At 37.4% G+C, this 20319-nt stretch carries 11 protein-coding genes; 9 read left to right on the plus strand and 2 right to left on the minus strand.

Annotated elements, in window-relative coordinates; all coding sequences use genetic code 11:
- Window positions 1-83: 83 nt before the first annotated feature.
- Window positions 84-806 carry an NUDIX hydrolase gene (locus B0A67_RS08240; RefSeq protein WP_072956997.1) on the minus strand — a complete coding sequence of 241 codons (723 nt, stop codon included), beginning with the start codon at window positions 804-806 and terminating at the stop codon, window positions 84-86.
- A 22-nt stretch (window positions 807-828) separates the two neighbouring features.
- Complete coding sequence (locus tag B0A67_RS08245; protein WP_072956994.1) at window positions 829-1545, minus strand: NUDIX hydrolase; 717 nt, start codon at window positions 1543-1545, stop codon at window positions 829-831.
- A gap of 668 nt (window positions 1546-2213) precedes the next feature.
- Here B0A67_RS08245 and B0A67_RS08250 point away from each other — a divergent pair.
- From B0A67_RS08250 to B0A67_RS08290, 9 genes are all read left to right on the plus strand, one after another.
- Window positions 2214-2402, plus strand: coding sequence for a hypothetical protein (locus B0A67_RS08250; protein ID WP_072956990.1), 189 nt, complete (start codon window positions 2214-2216; stop codon window positions 2400-2402).
- A 28-nt stretch (window positions 2403-2430) separates the two neighbouring features.
- The gene (locus B0A67_RS08255; RefSeq protein ID WP_072956986.1) at window positions 2431-5562 is read left to right on the plus strand and encodes a SusC/RagA family TonB-linked outer membrane protein; all 3132 of its coding nucleotides are present in this window, start codon (window positions 2431-2433) and stop codon (window positions 5560-5562) included.
- Between the two features lie 11 nt (window positions 5563-5573).
- Entirely contained in the window at window positions 5574-7148 is a 1575-nt protein-coding gene (locus tag B0A67_RS08260; RefSeq protein ID WP_072956983.1) for a RagB/SusD family nutrient uptake outer membrane protein, read from the plus strand.
- A gap of 22 nt (window positions 7149-7170) precedes the next feature.
- The gene (locus tag B0A67_RS08265; protein WP_072957911.1) at window positions 7171-8541 is read left to right on the plus strand and encodes a hypothetical protein; all 1371 of its coding nucleotides are present in this window, start codon (window positions 7171-7173) and stop codon (window positions 8539-8541) included.
- Window positions 8542-8617: 76 nt separating this feature from the next.
- Window positions 8618-11101: a glycoside hydrolase family 2 TIM barrel-domain containing protein gene (locus tag B0A67_RS08270; protein ID WP_072957908.1), complete on the plus strand. Its 2484-nt coding sequence runs from the start codon at window positions 8618-8620 to the stop codon at window positions 11099-11101.
- A 231-nt stretch (window positions 11102-11332) separates the two neighbouring features.
- The gene (locus B0A67_RS08275) at window positions 11333-13732 is read left to right on the plus strand and encodes a glycoside hydrolase family 31 protein (protein ID WP_072956980.1); all 2400 of its coding nucleotides are present in this window, start codon (window positions 11333-11335) and stop codon (window positions 13730-13732) included.
- A 353-nt stretch (window positions 13733-14085) separates the two neighbouring features.
- On the plus strand, window positions 14086-16092 hold the full coding sequence (locus B0A67_RS08280) for a glycoside hydrolase family 97 protein (RefSeq protein WP_072956977.1): 2007 nt from the start codon (window positions 14086-14088) through the stop codon (window positions 16090-16092).
- Window positions 16093-16202: 110 nt separating this feature from the next.
- A complete protein-coding gene (locus B0A67_RS08285) occupies window positions 16203-18440 on the plus strand; it encodes a glycoside hydrolase family 3 C-terminal domain-containing protein (protein WP_072956973.1) in 2238 nt (745 codons plus the stop codon).
- A 319-nt stretch (window positions 18441-18759) separates the two neighbouring features.
- The gene (locus B0A67_RS08290) at window positions 18760-20271 is read left to right on the plus strand and encodes a cellulase family glycosylhydrolase (protein ID WP_072956970.1); all 1512 of its coding nucleotides are present in this window, start codon (window positions 18760-18762) and stop codon (window positions 20269-20271) included.
- The last annotated feature ends 48 nt before the right edge of the window (window positions 20272-20319 follow it).

The following is a 20319-nucleotide window of genomic DNA, read 5'->3' on the forward strand; positions in this document are numbered from 1 at the left end:
TATTAAGGCGCAAAGATAGCGCAAAGTTTTGGATTCTGGAATGTAGTTGTTATATAGTTGGAATCTGAGATTTAAAACAAGCTTTAAAACTCGAAATTAACCCCTTTTTCGGTTAGTTTTTTGTACGTATCAGCATCAAATTTGTACAATTTTGCCGCCCTGTGCGAGACGTCCTGCTGTTTTTCGTCTAAGGCTACCAATAATTTCATGTGCAGTATTTTTCGGCGAAAATTAGATTTGTCCAGTTCGATTCCCAGTATTTCTTCATACAAATGCATCAATTGCAACAAGGTAAATTTATCAGGCAAAAGATTAAAACCAATAGGAGCCTGACGAACGCGATTGCGCAGTTGCATCAGACTGAATTTCAGAATCTCGTTATGATCAAAAATCAGATCAGGAATCGTATTAATTTTATACCACTTTGCTTCAATTACAGATAAACTGGCTTTTATATTATAATCCTCGCGATTCACCAAAGTATAATAACCAATGGTGACCACTCGTCTTTCCGGTACACGATCCGGATTCGTAAACGCTTTTAGCTGCTCTAAATAAATGTTGTCAAGACTGGTAAGTTCAGATACAATTCGTTGTGCCGCGTCATCAGCACTTTCCTCTTTTTTCATATATCCGCCAAGAAGTCCCCATTTTCCAATGCTTTCTCCGCCGGCATGCTGTACCAGAAGCACTTCGAGACTTTCTTTGTTAAACCCGAATATAACGCAGTCAATTGTGATTCCGTCAATTGCATGAGCAGTCGGACTATCATTTTCGGGATTGCTTTTAGAAGATAAAAGATTCATTTTATGTATTTATAAAAGAGTATTAAAATTCAAAATTGAATCCTTTTTCGGTAAGTTTATTATAAATTTCCGGATCAAATTTGAATAATTTAGCGGCTCTGTGCGAAACATCCTGTTGTTTCTCGTCTAAAGCAACTAATAATTTCATATGCAGGATTTTTCGTCTGAAATTAGATTTATCCATCTCAATTCCTAAAATTTCTTCGTACAAATGCATTAACTGCAACAGAGTGAATTTTTCCGGTAAAAGATTGAATCCAATAGGAGCCTGACGTACCCTGTTTCGAAGATGTTTTAAGCTATATTCTAAAATTTCGTTATGATCGTAAATCAAATCAGGAATGCTGTTGATTTTGTACCATTTTGCATCAGAGGCCGTAAAACCAGCTTTAATGTTATAATCTTCCCGTTTTACCAAAGCATAATATCCAATCGTGATAACGCGTCGAAGCGGGAAGCGGTCCGGATCACCAAAAGCCTTCAATTGTTCCAGATAAATATTGTCAAGCCCGGTAAGTTCATTCAATAAACGGTGGGCCGCATCATCAGTACTTTCTTTTTTATAGATCCATCCTCCCGGAAGACCCCATTTTCCTTTACTGATTCCTTCTCCGTGCTGAACAAGAAGCACTTCGAGACTTCCTTTGTCAAATCCAAATATCACACAGTCAATCGTGATCGCGTTCATTGCGGTTTGCTCGCTTTTTAAAGCTGAATCGTCCTCTGTATTTTTAACCATGCGTTATTTTAAATTTTGACAAATTAAATAAATAAAATGTTTAGTTGACTTCGTAAAAGCTTTATATTTTTCTTAACGTAACAATTTTCTGGTAATCAATCATTTGTAATTTGACTAAAAATGATGTTTTAAAACGGTTATTCTTAAATGCTTGATTGTCAAATCGCTAATTCATTATTTTTTTAATATTTTTTTATTCCATTTAGATTAAAATTTTATGGTATCAATAATAATTTAGTTCTAATAATCAGAATCGGAAAAAAATAACCCTAATATTTTGTTAATATAGAAAAAATGTTTTACACTTGTAGTCAAAATAACCATAAGATAAGTTCAGTTTGACTATAAGATTAAAAAGGACAAATCTATAACTAACTTTAAATACCACCAAATGTTTTTTTTAGGAATTGATTTAGTAGTTCGTGCCGGAAATCCGAACTTGTTTTTGAGTCCGGTTTTCAGGGAAATTTTTGCCAACACTACACACACGACTTTAGAATTATACTTCAGGTGCAGCAAAAAGCACCGCTTACGGTTTTGAATATTGCAATTCTCCCGATCAGGTTTTTCAGGAATTGCAATGTTTAGAGAATTGAACCAAACAAGAAACTGATTTCTCAATATCAGGATTTGTATCAGGAATAGAAAAATCAAATTAAACAATAAGAATGAGTACAACCAACCAAACTTACTTTAAAAATATAGATCCTATAAAATTCGAAGGACGAGATAGTGATAACCCGTTAGCATTTAAATGGTATGATGAAAATCGCAACGTAGCAGGAAAAATAGTAGCGAAAGAGAACTATTCGAACAGATCATTTCAAATGCCTATTAAGCAGGTAAAAAATAACTAACTATAATTTAAACCAATTCTTAACTATTATGAAAAGCAAACATTGTATTAAAACAACACCGCTCTCGTTTTGTATGGCGCTGTTGCTTAGTGTATTTATGATGCAGTCCGGTTTTGCACAGGAGCAATCCCAATTTATAACCGGAAATGTAAAATCAGCAGATGATGGTATGGGAGTTCCGGGTGCAACCATTGCAATCGAAGGAACTAAAACAGCAACATCGACGGATTTTGACGGAAACTTTAAACTGGAAGCAAAAACAGGCAACGTGATTGTAATCAGTTTTATGGGATTTAAAACACAGCGTGTAACCATTGGCGCTCAAAAAGCCATTACTGTTACTTTACAAACAGAGGCGGCAGACCTTAAAGAGGTGGTTGTTATTGGTTACGGTTCACAAAAGAAAACATTGGTTACCAATGCTGTTACACAGGTGAGCGGTGATAATCTGGCCAAAACCAATACTACAAATGCACTGCAGGCGCTTCAGGGCCAGGCAGCAGGACTTCAGATTACATCTACTTCAGGACAGCCCGGAGAAGCGATGAAAGTGGTGATCAGAGGTGTGGGATCTGTAGCAGGAAGTAGTCCGCTGTATGTAGTTGACGGAATCCTTACCGGTGATATTTCGTATTTGAGCAATTCAGATATCGAATCTATTTCGGTTCTGAAAGATGCGGCTTCTGCAGCAATATATGGTTCTCAGGCTGCAAACGGAGTTGTTTTGGTAACTACTAAAAAAGGAAAACGCGGTGCTCCCGGAAAAATTACTTTCGATCAGTATTACGGTGTGCAATCAGTAGCCAGAAAAGTAGATTTATTAGACGCAACTGAATACGCTACTATATTGAATGAAGCAGCAGTAAACTCCGGTAAAACGCCTTATTTTACTAACGGCCAAATTGCCGGCTTAGGAAAAGGAACAAACTGGATGGATAAAATGTTAACGGATAATGCCGCTACTAAAAACTTCTCGTTTGGTGCTTCGGGAGGTTCAGATACTTCTGTTTATTCTACATCATTATCCTACTTAGGACAAGAAGGAGTTGTAGGAGGAAAAGACCTTTCAAATTATCAACGTTATAATTTCAGATTCAATTCAGAACATAAATTATATAAAGATGTGGTTACAATAGGTCAGAATTTAAGCTTTGCTTATGTAGACAAAAATGGTATTGGTATTGGTAATCAGTACAACAACTCTTTAAGAAGTGCTTTTCAGGTTGCGCCATTATTACCAATGTACGATGCAAACGGAAATTATTTTGATACCACAAACAGCACAGAACCGTGGTTAGCAGGTACAGCAAATCCTTATGCCGTGATGGAGTACACGAATCAAAATGAAAGCAACAATCAGAAATTATTAGGGAATGTTTATTTGCAAATTGAACCTATAAAAAACTTAACATTCAAGACTACTTTAGGGCTTGATTATTATGTGTCAGAAGGACATGGATACACTCCTAAATACCAATTGTCTATTTATGCCAACACAGCTTTTGATAAGGTAAATCAAAACATGAACAAAAATAAGAGTATTACATGGGATAACTTGGTATCTTATAAATTTAATGCTGGTGAGAATCATCATCTTGAAGCCATGTTAGGGACATCATTTATCAACTATGATGGAACCTCTATAGAAGTGACAAATGCAGATTCTGTGTTTAATGATTTAGAACATGCCTGGATCGATAATACGACAAACAAAGACGGGGCTAAAATTGCAATTAAGGGCAAAAAAGAAGAAAATAAGCTGATGTCTTATTTTGGAAGATTAAACTACAACTATAAAGAAACGTACTTATTTAATGCAACGCTTAGAGCAGATGGTTCCTCAAAATTTGCTCCGGGAAATCAATGGGGTTATTTTCCTTCAGTATCCGGAGGTTGGGTAGCTTCAAATGAAGAGTTTTTAAGAGATTCAAAAGTATTCAATTTCCTTAAATTAAGAGCAAGTTGGGGGCAGGTTGGTAATCAGAGTATCAGGTCGTTTCAGTATTTAGCATTAATTAAATCAAATAATACGAACTATAATTTTGGTAATGAAGAAGGAGTTCAGACACCGGGATCTTATCCTCAAAACATATCCAACACAAATGTAAAATGGGAAACTTCAGAGCAGATTGACCTTGGTTTAGATGCAAGATTTTTAAACAATGCATTGAATGTAACTTTTGATGTGTACCAAAAAACGAATAAAAACTGGTTGGTCCTGGCACCTATTTTGGCGACTGCAGGAGCAGATGCGCCATTTATCAACGGTGGAGATGTTGTTAATAAAGGAGTGGAGTTAAGTCTTAATTACCAAAATAAAATTGGCGATTTTAATTACAGCATCAGTGCAAACGGAGCTTATAATAAAAACGAGGTAGGTAAAATACCAACTATCGATGGTCTTATTCACGGATTAAACAATGAACTTTATGACAATGCCGGTGAATTTTACAGAGCAGAAAACGGACAGCCGTTAGGATATTTCTGGGGATATAAAACAGGTGGTGTTTTTCAGAATCAGGCACAAATAGACAATTATAAATCAGCAAGTGGTGTAGTATTACAGCCTACTGCAGCTCCCGGAGACCTTATTTATGTAAATACTAATGGTGATGATAAAATAGATGCAACTGACAAAACCAATATCGGAAATCCAAATCCGGATTTTACGTATGGTTTCTCTTTATCAGGCAGCTATAAAGCTTTTGACTTCTCTGTTATGGCAAATGGTGTAGCAGGAAATCAAATCGTGCAATCGTATAGAAATCAGGCAGGGGCTTACGGAAATTATACTTCAGCAATATTAGACCGCTGGCACGGAGAAGGCTCTTCGAACACAATGCCAAGAGTTACGGAAGACAATAGAAACTTTACGCAATTTTCTGATCTGTATGTTCAGGATGGGGATTTCTTGAGAATCAGTACCGTAACATTAGGATTTGATTTAGCGAAAATGAGACAATCTAAACCTTTTTTTGCGAGTCAGTTCAGAGTTTATTTCTCAGTGTTGAACCTTTATACTTTCACAAAATATAATGGTATGGATCCTGAAATTGGATTTGGTTCTTCAAATGATGACCAAAAGTTTTCATCAGGTGTTGACGTAGGATACTACCCAAGACCAAGAACATTCATGTTGGGATTAAATATTAAACTTTAATAAATAAAAAGATGAAAAATACATATCTATATATATTCTGTTTGGGTTTATTGTCTTTGGGTTCTTGTAGTTTAGAAACAGAACCTCTGGTACAGCAAACAGATACTAATTTTTATAAAACAACAGATGATGCTTATGCAGCATTAGTAGGCTGTTATGATGGTTTGCAAGTAGCTACCGGAGCAAGCGGACTGGGAATTCCCGTGATAAGCGAAGTAATGTCTGACGATTGTTTTGGAGGAACCGGTAATTCAGATCCTTACAACTACGCTGCTATAGATGAGTTTGATATTAGCCGTTCTCCTTCAGATGTAGATTTGCTGAATGCAAACTGGATTGCTTATTACAAAGCCATTTATCGTTGTAATGTCTTCTTGTCAAAAATCGATCAGATCGACTGGAAAGGAGATACTACATTAAAAAACACCTACGAGTCAGAAACTAAATTTATTAGAGCTTATATTTATTTTGAGATGGCACGTTTATGGGGAAGTGTACCGTTGTTGACCGCACCTTCATCTGAAAACATACCTCAGGCAGCGCCTGAGGAAATTTATAAAGTAATCGCAGAAGATCTGGTATTTGCCTCAAACAATTTGCCGGGTACGGGATATGCTGCCACAACTAGCGGACGTATTACAAAATGGGCGGCAAAATCTTTATTGGGACGCGTTTATTTGTATTACACAGGATATTACGGAAAAGCAGATTTAGCCGGTGTTGTCAATAAAACACAGGCATTAGGACATCTTGAAGACGTTATTGCATCAAGTGGTCACGGTTTAGTAGATGATTTTTCTACTTTATGGCCGGCAGCTTCGGTAGATAAATATGCAGGGGAAGGTAATAAAGAAACGGTTTTCTCTATTAAATATACTTATACAAGTGACTATGACGGAAACACAGATGGTAACCATTGGTTAGTAATGTTCGGGATGAGAGAATTCTCGTCTTATCCTTATGGTCGCGGATGGGGAATTACGGTAAATTCTAAATTATGGAACGCTTATACAGCAACAGATACAAGACGTGTAGCAACCGTAATTGGCATTAATGAAGAAAAAATAAAATTTGATAAGATCAATAATCAAAGAGAATACACAGGTTATTATAACAAGAAATATTCGCCAATGGTAGACAAAGACGGAAAAGATATGTCTCTTGTTATGGGAAGCCAGTATTGGGATATAGGTCAGTTTCAGGATTATGTTGTCCTGAGATACTCAGATGTTTTACTAATGGCAGCAGAATTAGGCAGCGGAAGTGCGCAAACTTATTTCGACAATGTTAGAAGAAGAGCCTACAAAGACAACTTTACGTCTTTACCGGTGAATTATGATAATATCATGAACGAAAGACATTTAGAATTTGCCCTTGAAGGAGTGAGATATTGGGATTTATTGCGTCAGGGTATCGGAAAAGCTTCCGGAACAATCGCAGAAACTACATCCTTGTTAAGTGGTGGCGTTTCCGGAACAAAAACAATTTCAGCAGCTAAAATTCAGGCTACAAAAGGACTGCAGCAAATTCCGAATACTCAGATCACATTATCGGGCGGAGTGTTGAAGCAAAATGCAGGTTGGTAATTTTAACTTAAAAAGGAAAGAAATGAAAAATATTAAAGTATTAATTACATCATTTTTGATGACAGCACTAATGCTAGTATCATCTTGTTCACCGGAAACCTATACTTTGGACGGCCCGATGAGTAAATCGGATATACATTTTGAAATTACCCAGGATTTAACAGTCGATGCGGGTGGAAACACCGTAATACTGAAAAATACAACTCCAGGAGTGGTATTAAACTGGGATTATGTTACAGGAAAATCCAGTAAAGCAGTACAAAGTGTACAATATGCTTTTAAAGGCAGTTATACCATCAAAATTACTGCTGTAACCGGCGGTGGTATTGTAGAGTTAGATCCCGTAACGATTGTGGTAAGTCAGGACAACTTAAATTATGTTAATGATCCTCTTTGGACAGCGCTGTCTGGCGGAGTGGGCAAAAAGAAATCATGGGTAGCGGACACTGGTAAATACGGCCTGGCTCCGGGTGCCATGTCGTATGCAGATGCTTCCAAAGTAGTAGAATGGGGTAATTTTAGTCCAAACTGGGAACCTGAAGGAAATGCGAATTCAAGTTCAGATGCTGATATGCATTGGGGAAGATATATGACATTCAGCCTTGAAGGAGGACCTTTTATGACGGTTCATGAAAAAGATGGAACCACGATTCAAAACGGATCTTATTTCTTAGATATTAATGCGCATACTTTAAGTACAAACGGAACAACAATCCTAAGACCGGATAATTATATTGCCAACGTAGCGAACTGGAATGAAAACATTAAAGTATTAACGCTTACCGAAAATCAACTGCGAATTGCTGTTTTGAGAACCAATAACGAAGGACCTTGGTGGTATATCTGGAATTTTGTTTCGAAAGATTATGCAGACAGCTACGTGCCGCCTGTTACAGAACCCGTTCTTGACGAAGGCTATAATCCTGTTTTTGCTCCCGGCGAATTGGTAACAATGTTAACCGGAGGGGCCGGTGCAGGAAGAGTATGGCAATTAGATGCAGCAGGAAACCCAGTTGACTGGGTTGCAGCAGGCAAAGGCTGGACAGTGAATGCTGCAAGTTCTTCTGATTGGGGATGGAATCCTGGCTGGGCAGCTGTAGCAGGTAATTCATGGGTACGTTTTGACCAATGGGGTGGTAAATTAAATTATACCCGTAGTCAAAATGGAGTTGTAACTACCGGAATTTTTACCATAAATGCAGCAACGAATGAGATTAATTTAGGAACAGATACATTAATTCAAAATTCAGAAAGCTGGATGAGTCCAACTACGAATACAATTAAAGTAGTAAAAGCATACAATAAAGATTATCTTCAAAAAGGTATTTGGTTAGGAACATCTTACGATGCGGGTAAAGATGAATGGTTCGTTTTCCATTACATTATCCCTTAATTTATACCGTTTTTAGTTTAACAATAACCTGGAAGCGATCGAACTGCTTTCAGGTTATTTTAAAATTTATAATATGATGCTTCAGCTTACTTTATATAAAAAAATAGGATTGCTTTTTGTTTGTTTTCTTCTAATGACAGCATGCAAAACATCAGGCGATCAAAAATTTAAGGATCGGAAAGTTTCTTTTAATTCAGATTGGAGTTTTCATTTAAATGATAGTATAATAGACAAAGATACTATTGGAGCATCCACAAAATGGAGAACCTTAAACGTGCCTCACGATTGGAGTATCGAAGGGAAATTTGACGAAAAAAGTCCTGCCGGATACGGAGGCGGAGCGCTTAACGGAGGTTTAGGCTGGTATAAAAAAACATTTAAAGTTGCCGTTGAAGACAGTACAAAAGTAACTTCAATTACTTTCGACGGCGTTTACAAAGACAGCGAAGTCTGGATCAACGGACATTATTTAGGAAAACGTCCAAACGGATATATTGGTTTTCAATATGAACTATCTCCATACTTAAATTACGGAGACAAAAACAATGAAATTATTGTAAAGGTTGACAATTCAAAACAACCCAATTCACGCTGGTATTCAGGATCAGGAATTTTTAGAAATGTCTGGATCGAAACCACAGATAAATTACACGTTGCACAATGGGGAACTTATGTGACAACGCCAAAAGTTACTGCTGAAAAAGCTTTGGTAAACATTGAAACGACCATTCAAAACCAAAATACAGCTTCAAAAAAAGCAACAGTAACCACTACTATTTTTAAAGAAGATACCAAAGTAACATCGGTTACTCAAAATATAACGATTGGTGCCAACGCCAATCAAATTATCAAACAAAACGCTGAGGTCGAAACGCCAGTTTTATGGTCGGTTGAAAAACCAGAATTGTATACAGTCGTAACAGAAATTACTGTCGACGATCAAATTGTAGACCAATACAAAACCAATTTAGGAATCAGGGATTTTAAATTTGATTTGAACAAAGGTTTTATTTTGAATGGAAAACAGGTGAAAATAAAAGGAGTTTGTCTGCATCACGATTTAGGTCCGTTGGGAGCTGCGATTAATACGCGCGCTATCGAACGTCAGTTAGAGATCATGAAAGAAATGGGCGTAAACGGAATCAGGACTTCTCACAATCCTCCCGCTCCTGAACTTTTAGATTTATGCGATAAAATGGGTTTCATTGTCATGGATGAAGCTTTCGATATGTGGAAACAAACCAAAACCAAATACGACTACGGAAACGATTGGGACAAATGGCACAAAAAAGATTTAATCGATCAATTGCTCCGTGACCGCAATCATCCAAGTATTTTTGTTTGGAGTATTGGTAATGAAATTCCGGAGCAATGGAATGAAAAAGGGGTTGAAATTGCCAAAGAATTAGCCGCAATAACGCGCCAGTACGATAAAACACGTCCTTTGACGGCAGCGATGAATCCGCCGGTGAATATGAATATTGATGACGTAACCTTACAATTCGAAAAAAATAACGTCCAAATTAATCCACTTGCAGCATCTGGAGTTTTAGATTTAATTGGTTACAATTATGCGCATCAGACTTATGAACATCATCAAAAAAACTTCCCAAATACACCTTTCATAGCAACCGAAACCACTTCGGGTTTGCAAACAAGAGGTTATTATGATGCTGTTTCAGATACCATAAAAAAATGGCCGGTTAGTTGGGATAAAAAATTTGAAGGAGGAAATGCAGGAAACACCGTTTCTGCTTACGATCAGGTTCAGACACCTTGGGGTTCTACGCACGAAGCGACCTGGAAAGTTATTAAAAAACACGATTTCCTTTCAGGAATGTATATCTGGACAGGTTTCGATTATATCGGAGAACCCACTCCTTATGAATGGCCGTCAATCAGTTCCTATTTTGGAATTGTAGATCTGGCCGGTTTCCCAAAAGATGTCTATTATATGTACCAAAGCGAATGGACAGACAAAACCGTCCTTCACATTTTCCCGCATTGGAACTGGAAAGCAGGACAAACCGTTGACGTTTGGGCCTATTATAATAAGGCTGATGAGGTGGAGCTTTTCCTTAACGGAAAATCAGTCGGCATCAGAAGTAAAAAAGGAGACGATCTGCATGTAATGTGGAGAATTCCTTTTCAGCCCGGAACGCTAAAAGCAATCTCTCGTAAAAACGGAAAAACAGTTGTGGAAACCGAAATTAAAACAGCCGGAAATCCATCAAACCTAAAACTAACAGCAGACAGAAGTACCATCAAAGCTGATGGAAATGATCTGTCATTTGTAACCGTAGACATTCTCGATGCAAAAGGAACTTTGGCACCAAATGCAAACAACGAAATCAACTTTTCATTAAAAGGAAACGGAAAAATCGTAGGAGTTTGCAGCGGAGATCCGGTAAGTCACGAACCGTATAAAGGAACAAAACATACCGCTTTGGCAGGAAAATGTTTGGTCATTGTTCAGTCGGATACTAAAACGGGAAGACTGGAATTAACCGCTAAAGCAAATGGACTAAAACCGGCCACAATTGTAATTACAGCAGAATAGATAATCATTGAGGCAAATGTTTTAACACATAGAAACATAGATGTAGTTAATTCGTAAATAGGCGTTTCACTAATTTAAATATACATAGCTATGTGAAAGAAATGTGTTTCTTTTTGTATCCTTTTTGCAGATAAAAAAACTATGTTTCTATGTGTTAAATATTTTTTTGCTAATCAGGCACAACGTATTAAAAATATTATTTTGAATAAAAGTCATCAATAAATTAAACCAATGAAAAACTCAAAACTAACCGCATTGTTTTCTGCCTTCATGTTTGGATTTCTTGTAACGCCAAAAGCGTCCGCACAAATCCAGAACGCCGATGTGCTGAATGCTCCGATAGATATCAGCAAGGATTTTCAGAATTATCTGAATACCTTTTATTTTGCTGATGAATTGACTGCTTTTGATCCTGCAACAGGAAAAGGAACGATTAAATATCTGAGATATAACTATAAAACGCGTCAGGCTTTCAACAATATGATGATGAAACCAGACGTTGAAAAAGCAAACGAATTTCCAACAACAGAATACGAAGAATCTCCTGTTTTGCCATTCGAAATTCAGTTTGTTTCAGATCGAACAGTTCGTATCAAAACAACATCTGGACCGCAATTTCATCCGCAAAAAGAATCTTTGATGCTGATTGACGGCGTTGCGCCAAACCATCCTGAATTATGGAAATATTCTAAAATCGAAGGTGGTCACAGTTATACAAGTAAACACGGAAGAGTTGAAATCCTGACAAAACCCTGGCACGTAAAAATCTACGATGAAAAAGGAAAATTGCTGACAAGTACGCTTCACGATACCGATTTTAAAAATACCTATACACCAACACTTCCGTTCTCGTATGTGCGCAGAAACAGCGATTATTCCAGAAGTATGGGTGCGGCTTTTAGCTTAGAACCAGACGAGAAAATATTTGGTTGTGGAGAATCTTTTACACAATTCAACAAACGCGGGCAAAAAGTAGTTTTATGGACGGATGACGCCAACGGAATCCAGAATGAAACCATGTACAAACCAATTCCGTTTTACATGAGCAGTCGCGGTTACGGCGTTTTCATGCACCATTCAACACCTATTACAGTTGACTTTGGAAAATATTTTTCAAGTGCCAACGAAATGTATATTGGTGATGACGAAGCCGATTTGTTTTTCTTTATCGGAGAACCAAAAGACATTTTAGATCAATACACAGACCTGACCGGAAAAGCAGCAATGCCACCACTTTGGTCGTTTGGTTTCTGGATGAGCCGAATCACTTATTTTTCTGAGAAAGAAGGTCGTGACGTTGCAAGAGATTTACGCAAATATAAAATTCCAACAGACGTTATTCATTTTGATACCGGTTGGTTTGACGTAGACTGGAGAAACAATTACGAGTTTGCAAAATCTCGTTTCCCGGATGCTACAAAAATGATGTCAGATTTAAAGAAGGACGGTTTTGAGGTTTGTTTATGGCAATTGCCTTATTTCACACCAAAAAACACCTTGTTTCCTGAAATTATGGAAAAAAACTTAGCCGTAAGAGACCGCAAAGGAAATCTTCCGTATGAAGATGCCGTTTTGGATTTCTCTAACCCTGAAACCGTAACCTGGTATCAGGCAAAATTGAAAAAATTATTCGATCAGGGCGTTTCGGTTTTCAAAGTAGATTTTGGAGAAGCAGCACCGCCGGACGGAATTTACCATTCAGGAAGAACAGGTTTTTACGAACACAATTTATACCCGTTACGATATAATAAGGCTGTAGCCGAAATTACCCAGAAAGAAAAAGGATATACTTTAATCTGGGCAAGAAGTACTTGGGCGGGATCTCAACGTTATCCGTTACACTGGGGTGGAGATTCTGAAACCTCAAACGGCGCAATGTCGGCAGAATTACGTGGCGGACTTTCATTAGGACTAAGCGGATTCAGTTTCTGGAGTCATGATGTGGGTGGATTTGCAACAAAATCACCGGAGAATTTATACAGAAGATGGGCGCCTTTCGGAATGTTTACCTCACATGTAAGAAGCCACGGAGAACCTCCACGCGAACCTTGGTTGTACAGCAAAGATTTCCTGGAAGGATTTAGAAAAGCAGATAATATGCGTTACGAATTAATGCCATATATCTATGCTCAGGCCAAAGAAAGTTCACAAAAAGGATTGCCAATGATGCGCGCTTTATTTGTAGAATATCCAAATGATCCGGGAGCATGGTTAGTAGACAACGAATATTTATTTGGTTCAAGTATGCTCGTAGCACCACTTTTTGAAGAAGTAACGGAAAGAGACGTGTATCTTCCGGAAGGAACCTGGATTGATTATCAAACTAAAAAAGTATACCAATCTGGCTGGCATAAAATCACAGCCGGAGAAGTGCCCATTATAGTTTTAGTAAAAGACGGAACAGCTTTGCCCCACATCGCTTTAGCACAATCTACAAAAGACATGGATTGGAGTAAATTAACCCTAAAAGTATACGCAAGCGACACAACAACTTCGGCGACAGCCAAAGTATTTTTACCGGACGGTGATGCAGTACAAGAAATAAAAGTAACTAAAAACGGAAATAATTTTGATGTAACGTCAAACCCATTTCAAGGAAAAACGACTCTGAAAACAGAGTGGGTGAAATAAAAAAGGGTTGCCACAGATTGCACAGATTAAAATAATTAAAAATTGAGAATTAAAAATTAAAAATCTGCCGAATCTGCGTGAAAAAAATTAAACACATAGAAACATAGGTTTCTTATTCTTTAAAAAAGAAGACGAAAAAGAAACCAGTTTCTTTACACATAGTCCCGATAGCTATCGGGATGTGTTAATGCAAAGTGAAACGCCTTTTTTAAGTCTACAAAATCCTATGTTTCTATGTGTTTAAAATAAAAAAATCCCAACAAGGGATAAAAATAAGTTTTTGTTGAGTTTTTAAATCGGGTGAAAGCTTTGCCAACACCCGATTTATTAAAAATGAATTAAGAAAAAATATCATGAAAAATTACCTCATTCTTCCCGCTTTAATCCTTTCAGTTTCGATTGGATACAGTCAGAAAAATAAAAATGCTTACGAACTGGCATCGCCAAACGGGCAAAACAAAATTAAATTCGAATTAGTAAAAAACGCTCCAAAATATGCAGTGTCGCACGGAAAAACCGAAGTGATTACAGCATCAGATATGGGGTTTTTGTTAAAAGGAAATGAAAATTTAAGTACCGATTTTGAAATCAAAAGTGTGAAAAACTCTACTTTTGATGAAACCTGGGAACAAGTTTGGGGAGAAAAGAAAAATATTAGAAATCACTACAATCAGCTTTCTGTTCAATTACAGCAAAAAAGCGGAAATAAACGCAAGCTAGAAGTTCAGTTTCGCGCGTTTGATGACGGAATTGCTTTTAGATACGTCTATCCAAAACAAAATGTAAAAGACAGTATTTTCATTATGGATGAAAAAACGACTTTTAACCTGAAAGAAGATGGAAAAGCATGGTGGATTCCCGCAAATAGAGAAAACCGTGATGAATATCTTTTCAAAGACGCTCCCGTAAGTACACTTGATACCGTTTTGACTCCATTAACCATCGAAAGCAAAAACGGATTAGCCTTGAGTTTTCATGAAGCCAACCTGGTTGATTTTGCGAGTATGACTTTGGTCAACACAAACGGAACTCAGCTTAAATCTGATTTGGTGCCTTGGGCTGATGGTGTAAAAGTACGTGTAAAAGACACTTTCACCTCTTCTTGGAGAACGCTTCAGATTGGCGAAACTCCGGCCGATTTAATCACTTCTTATTTGATTTTAAACCTGAACGAACCCAACAAATTAAAAAACATCACAAATTATTTCAAACCCTATAAATATTTCGGAATTTGGTGGGGAATGCACATCGGGAAATATTCCTTTTGGGAAAGTGATATTCAGGGCGCAACAACCAAACATGCCGAAGAATATATCGATTTTACTGCCAAAGAAGGATTTCATCATTTACTGATCGAAGGATGGAACAAAGGCTGGACACCACAATGGTATGAAAATCATATGCACATGTTCAGTTTTACTAAAAGTGCAGATAATTTCGACCTTGAAAAAGTGGTGGAATACGGAAAGAAAAAAGACGTTGAATTAATCGGATATCACGAAACAGGTTCAAACCTGATTAATTATTTAAAAGAAGTCGATGCAGGTTTTGCATTGTACAAAAAACTGGGAATTCATTCCGTTAAAATTGGCCACGTAGGTTCAAAATTAAATATGAAAGAAATGCACTTCGGACAATTTGGAGTGAATTATTTCAGATATATTTTAGAAAAAGCAGCACAATATGATTTAGCCGTTTTATATCACGAATCTATAAAAGATACCGGAGAACGCAGAACTTTTCCGAACATGGTTTCAAGAGAAGCAGCTCGTGGACAAGAGTACAACGCATGGAGCGAAGGAAATCCGCCAAATCACTTGACGATTCTTCCGTTCACCAGATTGCTTTCAGGACCAATGGATTATACACCGGGAATTTTTGATGTTGAGGTAAAACAAGGATATCCGGGAAAAAGAGTTCATGGAACAGCAGCGCAGCAATTGGCATTATATGTAACGATTTATGCCCCAATCCAGATGATGGCCGATCTTCCTGAAAACTACGAAGGAAAACCGGCATTGCAATTCTTAAAAGATGTTCCGACAGATTGGGAAGACACAAAAGTTTTAGAAGGTAAAATTGGCGAATACATCACAACAGTTCGTAAAGACAGAAAAAGTGCCGATTGGTATTTAGGAACAATCACAAACGAAAAGGCAAGAGACGTAAATGTTGCTTTATCATTTTTAGATCCAAATGCAACTTACGAAGCGCAGATTTATGCTGATGCAGAAGGAACAGACGAAACACATAATCCGGCTGCAATAGCGATTTCTAAGAAAACGGTGAAAGCTTCAGATGTATTAAAATTACATTTAGGCGGAGCAGGAGGAACAGCAATTCGATTTAAAAAACTGTAATTTATAGATTTAGATTGACCCGACAGGTTTTTAAAACCTGTCGGGTTTATTCAGATAACGATTAGAGTTACATTTCAAAAAAACTATCAAAAACTAAAAAACCACAATTTATGAAAAACAAAATCATATACCTGTCAGCGGCATTGGCTTTTGCAATATTTACGTCGTGTAAAAATGAAACTCAAAAATCAGTTTCTGATTCAGGCGAAGCAAAAGAGTACAAAGGCAAAGAAATAGGATCCCAATTTGATGCCGAAATCGACAAGTTGGTTGCTCAAATGACGCTTGAGGAAAAAATAGGAATGCTGCACGGTAACAGCATGTTTACTAGCGGAGGCGTAAAACGTTTGGGAATTCCTGAACTTAAAATGGCCGATGGACCTTTAGGAGTTCGTGAAGAAATTTCGCGTGACAACTGGGCTCCGGCAGGATTAAAAGATGATTTTGCTACTTATTATCCCGCAGGCGGAGGTTTAGCCGCAACATGGAATGCTGAAATGGCGTATACTTTTGGAAACAGTGTCGGGCAGGAATTACGCGCCAGAGACAAAGACATGTTGCTGTCGCCAGCCATAAATATTGTGAGAACACCACTTGGAGGAAGAACGTATGAATATATGTCTGAAGATCCGTTTTTGAATAAAAAAATTGCAGTGCCATTAATTGTTGGTTTACAGGACAATGATGTGATGGCTTGTGTAAAACATTTTGCAGCCAACAATCAGGAAACCAATCGTGATTTTGTCGATGTACAAATTGACGAACGTACACTTCGTGAAATTTACCTTCCGGCATTCGAAGCTTCGATAAAAGAAGCTCATGCCTATAGTGTGATGGGGGCTTATAATAAATTTAGAGGAGAATATTTGTGTGAGAATGATTATATGCTAAATAAAATCCTTCGTGACGAATGGGGATTCAAAGGCGTTGTAGTTTCAGATTGGGCTGCAGTACATTCTACTGTAAAATCTTTAAAAAATGGATTAGACATTGAAATGGGAACTCCAAAACCTTTCAATGAGTTTTTCCTTGCCGATAAATTAATTGCTGCCGCTAAAAACAAAGAAATTTCAGAAGCAGAAATTGATATTCACGTAAAAAGAATCCTGCGCACTTTATTTCAGGTAAAAGCGATGGGCGGAAAAGACCGTGTAAAAGGAAGCATCGCCACCGAAGCACATTATCAGGATGCTTATAAAATTGCTGCGGAAGACATCGTTTTATTGAAAAATGAAAATAACGCATTGCCATTAAAATTAGACGGAGTAAAATCTATTGCTGTAATTGGAAACAATGCAACCAAGAAAAATGCCCTTGGAGGATTTGGCGCTGGTGTAAAAACAAAAAGAGAAGTTACACCGCTTGAAGGTTTAAAAAACAGATTGCCGTCATCAATAAAAATCAATTATGCTGAAGGATATTTAGAGCGTTACGATGAGAAAAACAAAGGAAATTTAGGAAACATAACCTCAAACGGCCCGGTAACAATCGATCAGTTAGATCCGGCTAAATTGCAGGAAGCGATAGAAACTGCTAAAAAATCAGATGTTGCCATCATATTTGCAGGTTCAAACCGTGATTACGAAACAGAGGCTTCAGATCGTAGAAACTTAAAATTACCATTTGGTCAGGAAGAATTAATTCAGAAAGTATTGGCCGTAAATCCAAGAACTATTGTAGTGATGATTGCGGGAGCTCCGTTTAATATTGATGCCGTAAGCAAAAAAACATCAGCATTAGTTTGGAGTTGGTTTAATGGTTCAGAAGGCGGAAATGCATTGGCAGATGTGATTTTAGGAAAAGTAAATCCATCAGGAAAATTACCATGGACAATGCCGAAACAAATTATGGATTCTCCGGCACACGCAACAAACAGTTTCCCTGGAGGAAAAACAGTAAACTATGCCGAAGGAATTTTAGTAGGATACCGTTGGTTTGATACTAAAAATATCGCGCCATTATATCCTTTCGGATTTGGATTGTCGTACACCACTTTTGCTTTCGATACTGCAAAAACAGACAAAACTTCGTATGCAGAAAACGAAACAATCACAGTTTCTGTAGACGTAAAAAACACAGGAAAAGTAGATGGAAAAGAAGTAGTTCAGTTATATACTTCAAAATCAGATTCGAAAATAACACGTGCAGCACAGGAATTAAAAGGTTTTCAGAAAACATGGGTAAAAGCAGGAAGCTCAGCTACAGTAACCATTAAAGTTCCGGTAAAAGAATTGGCGTATTACGATGTAACCGCTAAAAAATGGACTGTTGAGCCTGGAAAATATACGTTGAAATTAGGAAACTCTTCCAGAGATATCAAAAAAGAAGTTGTTGTAACAATCAAATAAAGTTTGAAACTGTAATGCTCTTTAATTTTTATTAAAGAGCATTATTTTAACCTGTAGGAGTGTAATTATTTTTAACACATAGAAACATAGAATTTATTGAACTCAAAAAGGCGTTTCACTTGCATTAACACATCCCGATAGCTATCGGGACTATGTGTAGAAACTAGTTTCTTTTTGATTTCTTTTTTTCAGAATCATAGTATCTATGTTTCTATGTGTTTAATTAAATTTTATGCATTACACCAACGGTTATTTTAATAAATAAAAAGGATTTTGCGTGAATAAAACTTAAAACTAACTATTAAACCAACCAAACCAAATGAAAAATACTGTAAAGAGTTACCTGTTTAGTGCCATTTTATGTTTGTCATTTTTGACTATCTGGGCGTGTAGTTCAGACAAAGATGCGGTAAATCCGGCGCCTGTAGAAAAAACGCTGACTGTAGATACCAATAAAATTGATTTTGTTGGCAAAGGCAGCGATGCTATTTTTAAAATCAACACCAATGTTCAGACCTGGACAATTGCAAGTTCTGATACCAACTGGATACAACTGAGCCAGTCGGCAGGAGTTACCGGGACAGTTATTGTAAAAATAACAGCCTTAGAAAACCAAACAACTAACGCAAGAACAGCAACTATTACAGTAAGTTCAGGCGAAGCTGCACCGGTTCAGATCGCAGTTTCGCAAGCAGCAGGAAATCCTGTTGCCGGTTTATACCCAAGTTACAACACAAATCCTATTGCGGCTGATGCTTCGGGAATGAGCAGCACAGCGGTTCAATTAGCAGCAAAAATTAAGTTAGGATGGAATATTGGCAACACTTTAGAAGCTACTAACGGAGAAACCGCCTGGGGAAATCCAAAAGTAACAAAAGCGTTAATCGATGCTGTCAAAGCAAGCGGTTTCAATGCTATTCGAATTCCATGTTCATGGAATCAATATTTAGCCAATACCGCAACGGCTCAAATCAGAACCGAATGGTTAGACCGAGTAAAAGAAGTCGTGCAATATTGTGTAGACAATAATATGTATGTGGTAGTAAACATTCACTGGGATGGTGGCTGGTTAGAAAACAATATCACCGAAGCCAAAAAAGAAGAAAATAATGCCAAGCAAAAAGCTTTCTGGGAACAAATCGCAACACACTTACGCGGATTCGATGAACACTTGCTTTTTGCCAGTGCCAATGAACCGGCTGTTGAAGATGCGGCACAAATGGCAGTTTTAACATCTTATCACCAAACTTTTATCGATGCAGTTCGTTCCACCGGAGGTAAAAATGCATACCGTACATTAGTAGTCCAGGGACCAACAACAGACATAGAAAAAACAAATAAACTAATGTTGACTTTGCCAACAGATGCAGCAGCAAATCGCATGATGGTCGAAGTACATTATTATACACCATGGAATTTCGCCGGATTAACCAAAGACGAATCCTGGGGAAAAATGTTCTATTATTGGGGAACAGGTTATCACTCGACAACAGATACAGATCGAAATGTAACTTGGGGTGAAGAAGCAGATTTAGAGAAATACTTTAAATTAATGAAAACACAATTTGTCGATAAAGGAATTCCTGTTTTGTTAGGAGAGTTTGGCGCCATTCGCCGAACTACTTTAACCGGCGATGCCTTAACTTTACATTTAAAATCAAGAGCTTATTATTTAAAAACGGTTGTAAAAACAGCTAAAGCAAATGGTTTATTGCCATTCTATTGGGACGAAGGAAGTCTTGGCGATAACAGTTTCGGAATCATTAATAGAGCTAACAATACGGTTTCTGACACTCAGGCGCTAAATGCAATGATTGAAGGATTACAATAAAAATAATGAATTCACCATATAAGTGATATAAGAAAACACAAGCACAAG

The organism is Flavobacterium aquidurense (assembly GCF_002217195.1).
Taxonomy (GTDB): domain Bacteria; phylum Bacteroidota; class Bacteroidia; order Flavobacteriales; family Flavobacteriaceae; genus Flavobacterium; species Flavobacterium frigidimaris.

What these genes read in the sequence shown, in the direction of transcription:
- B0A67_RS08240 (WP_072956997.1), bottom strand. Translation starts at nt 806, where the DNA reads ATGAATCTTTTATCTTCTAAAAGCAATCCCGAAAATGATAGTCCGACT.
- B0A67_RS08245 (WP_072956994.1), bottom strand. Translation starts at nt 1,545, where the DNA reads ATGGTTAAAAATACAGAGGACGATTCAGCTTTAAAAAGCGAGCAAACC.
- B0A67_RS08285 (WP_072956973.1), top strand. Translation starts at nt 16,203, where the DNA reads ATGAAAAACAAAATCATATACCTGTCAGCGGCATTGGCTTTTGCAATA.
- B0A67_RS08250 (WP_072956990.1), top strand. Translation starts at nt 2,214, where the DNA reads ATGAGTACAACCAACCAAACTTACTTTAAAAATATAGATCCTATAAAA.
- B0A67_RS08290 (WP_072956970.1), top strand. Translation starts at nt 18,760, where the DNA reads ATGAAAAATACTGTAAAGAGTTACCTGTTTAGTGCCATTTTATGTTTG.
- B0A67_RS08280 (WP_072956977.1), top strand. Translation starts at nt 14,086, where the DNA reads ATGAAAAATTACCTCATTCTTCCCGCTTTAATCCTTTCAGTTTCGATT.
- B0A67_RS08260 (WP_072956983.1), top strand. Translation starts at nt 5,574, where the DNA reads ATGAAAAATACATATCTATATATATTCTGTTTGGGTTTATTGTCTTTG.
- B0A67_RS08270 (WP_072957908.1), top strand. Translation starts at nt 8,618, where the DNA reads ATGCTTCAGCTTACTTTATATAAAAAAATAGGATTGCTTTTTGTTTGT.
- B0A67_RS08265 (WP_072957911.1), top strand. Translation starts at nt 7,171, where the DNA reads ATGAAAAATATTAAAGTATTAATTACATCATTTTTGATGACAGCACTA.
- B0A67_RS08275 (WP_072956980.1), top strand. Translation starts at nt 11,333, where the DNA reads ATGAAAAACTCAAAACTAACCGCATTGTTTTCTGCCTTCATGTTTGGA.
- B0A67_RS08255 (WP_072956986.1), top strand. Translation starts at nt 2,431, where the DNA reads ATGAAAAGCAAACATTGTATTAAAACAACACCGCTCTCGTTTTGTATG.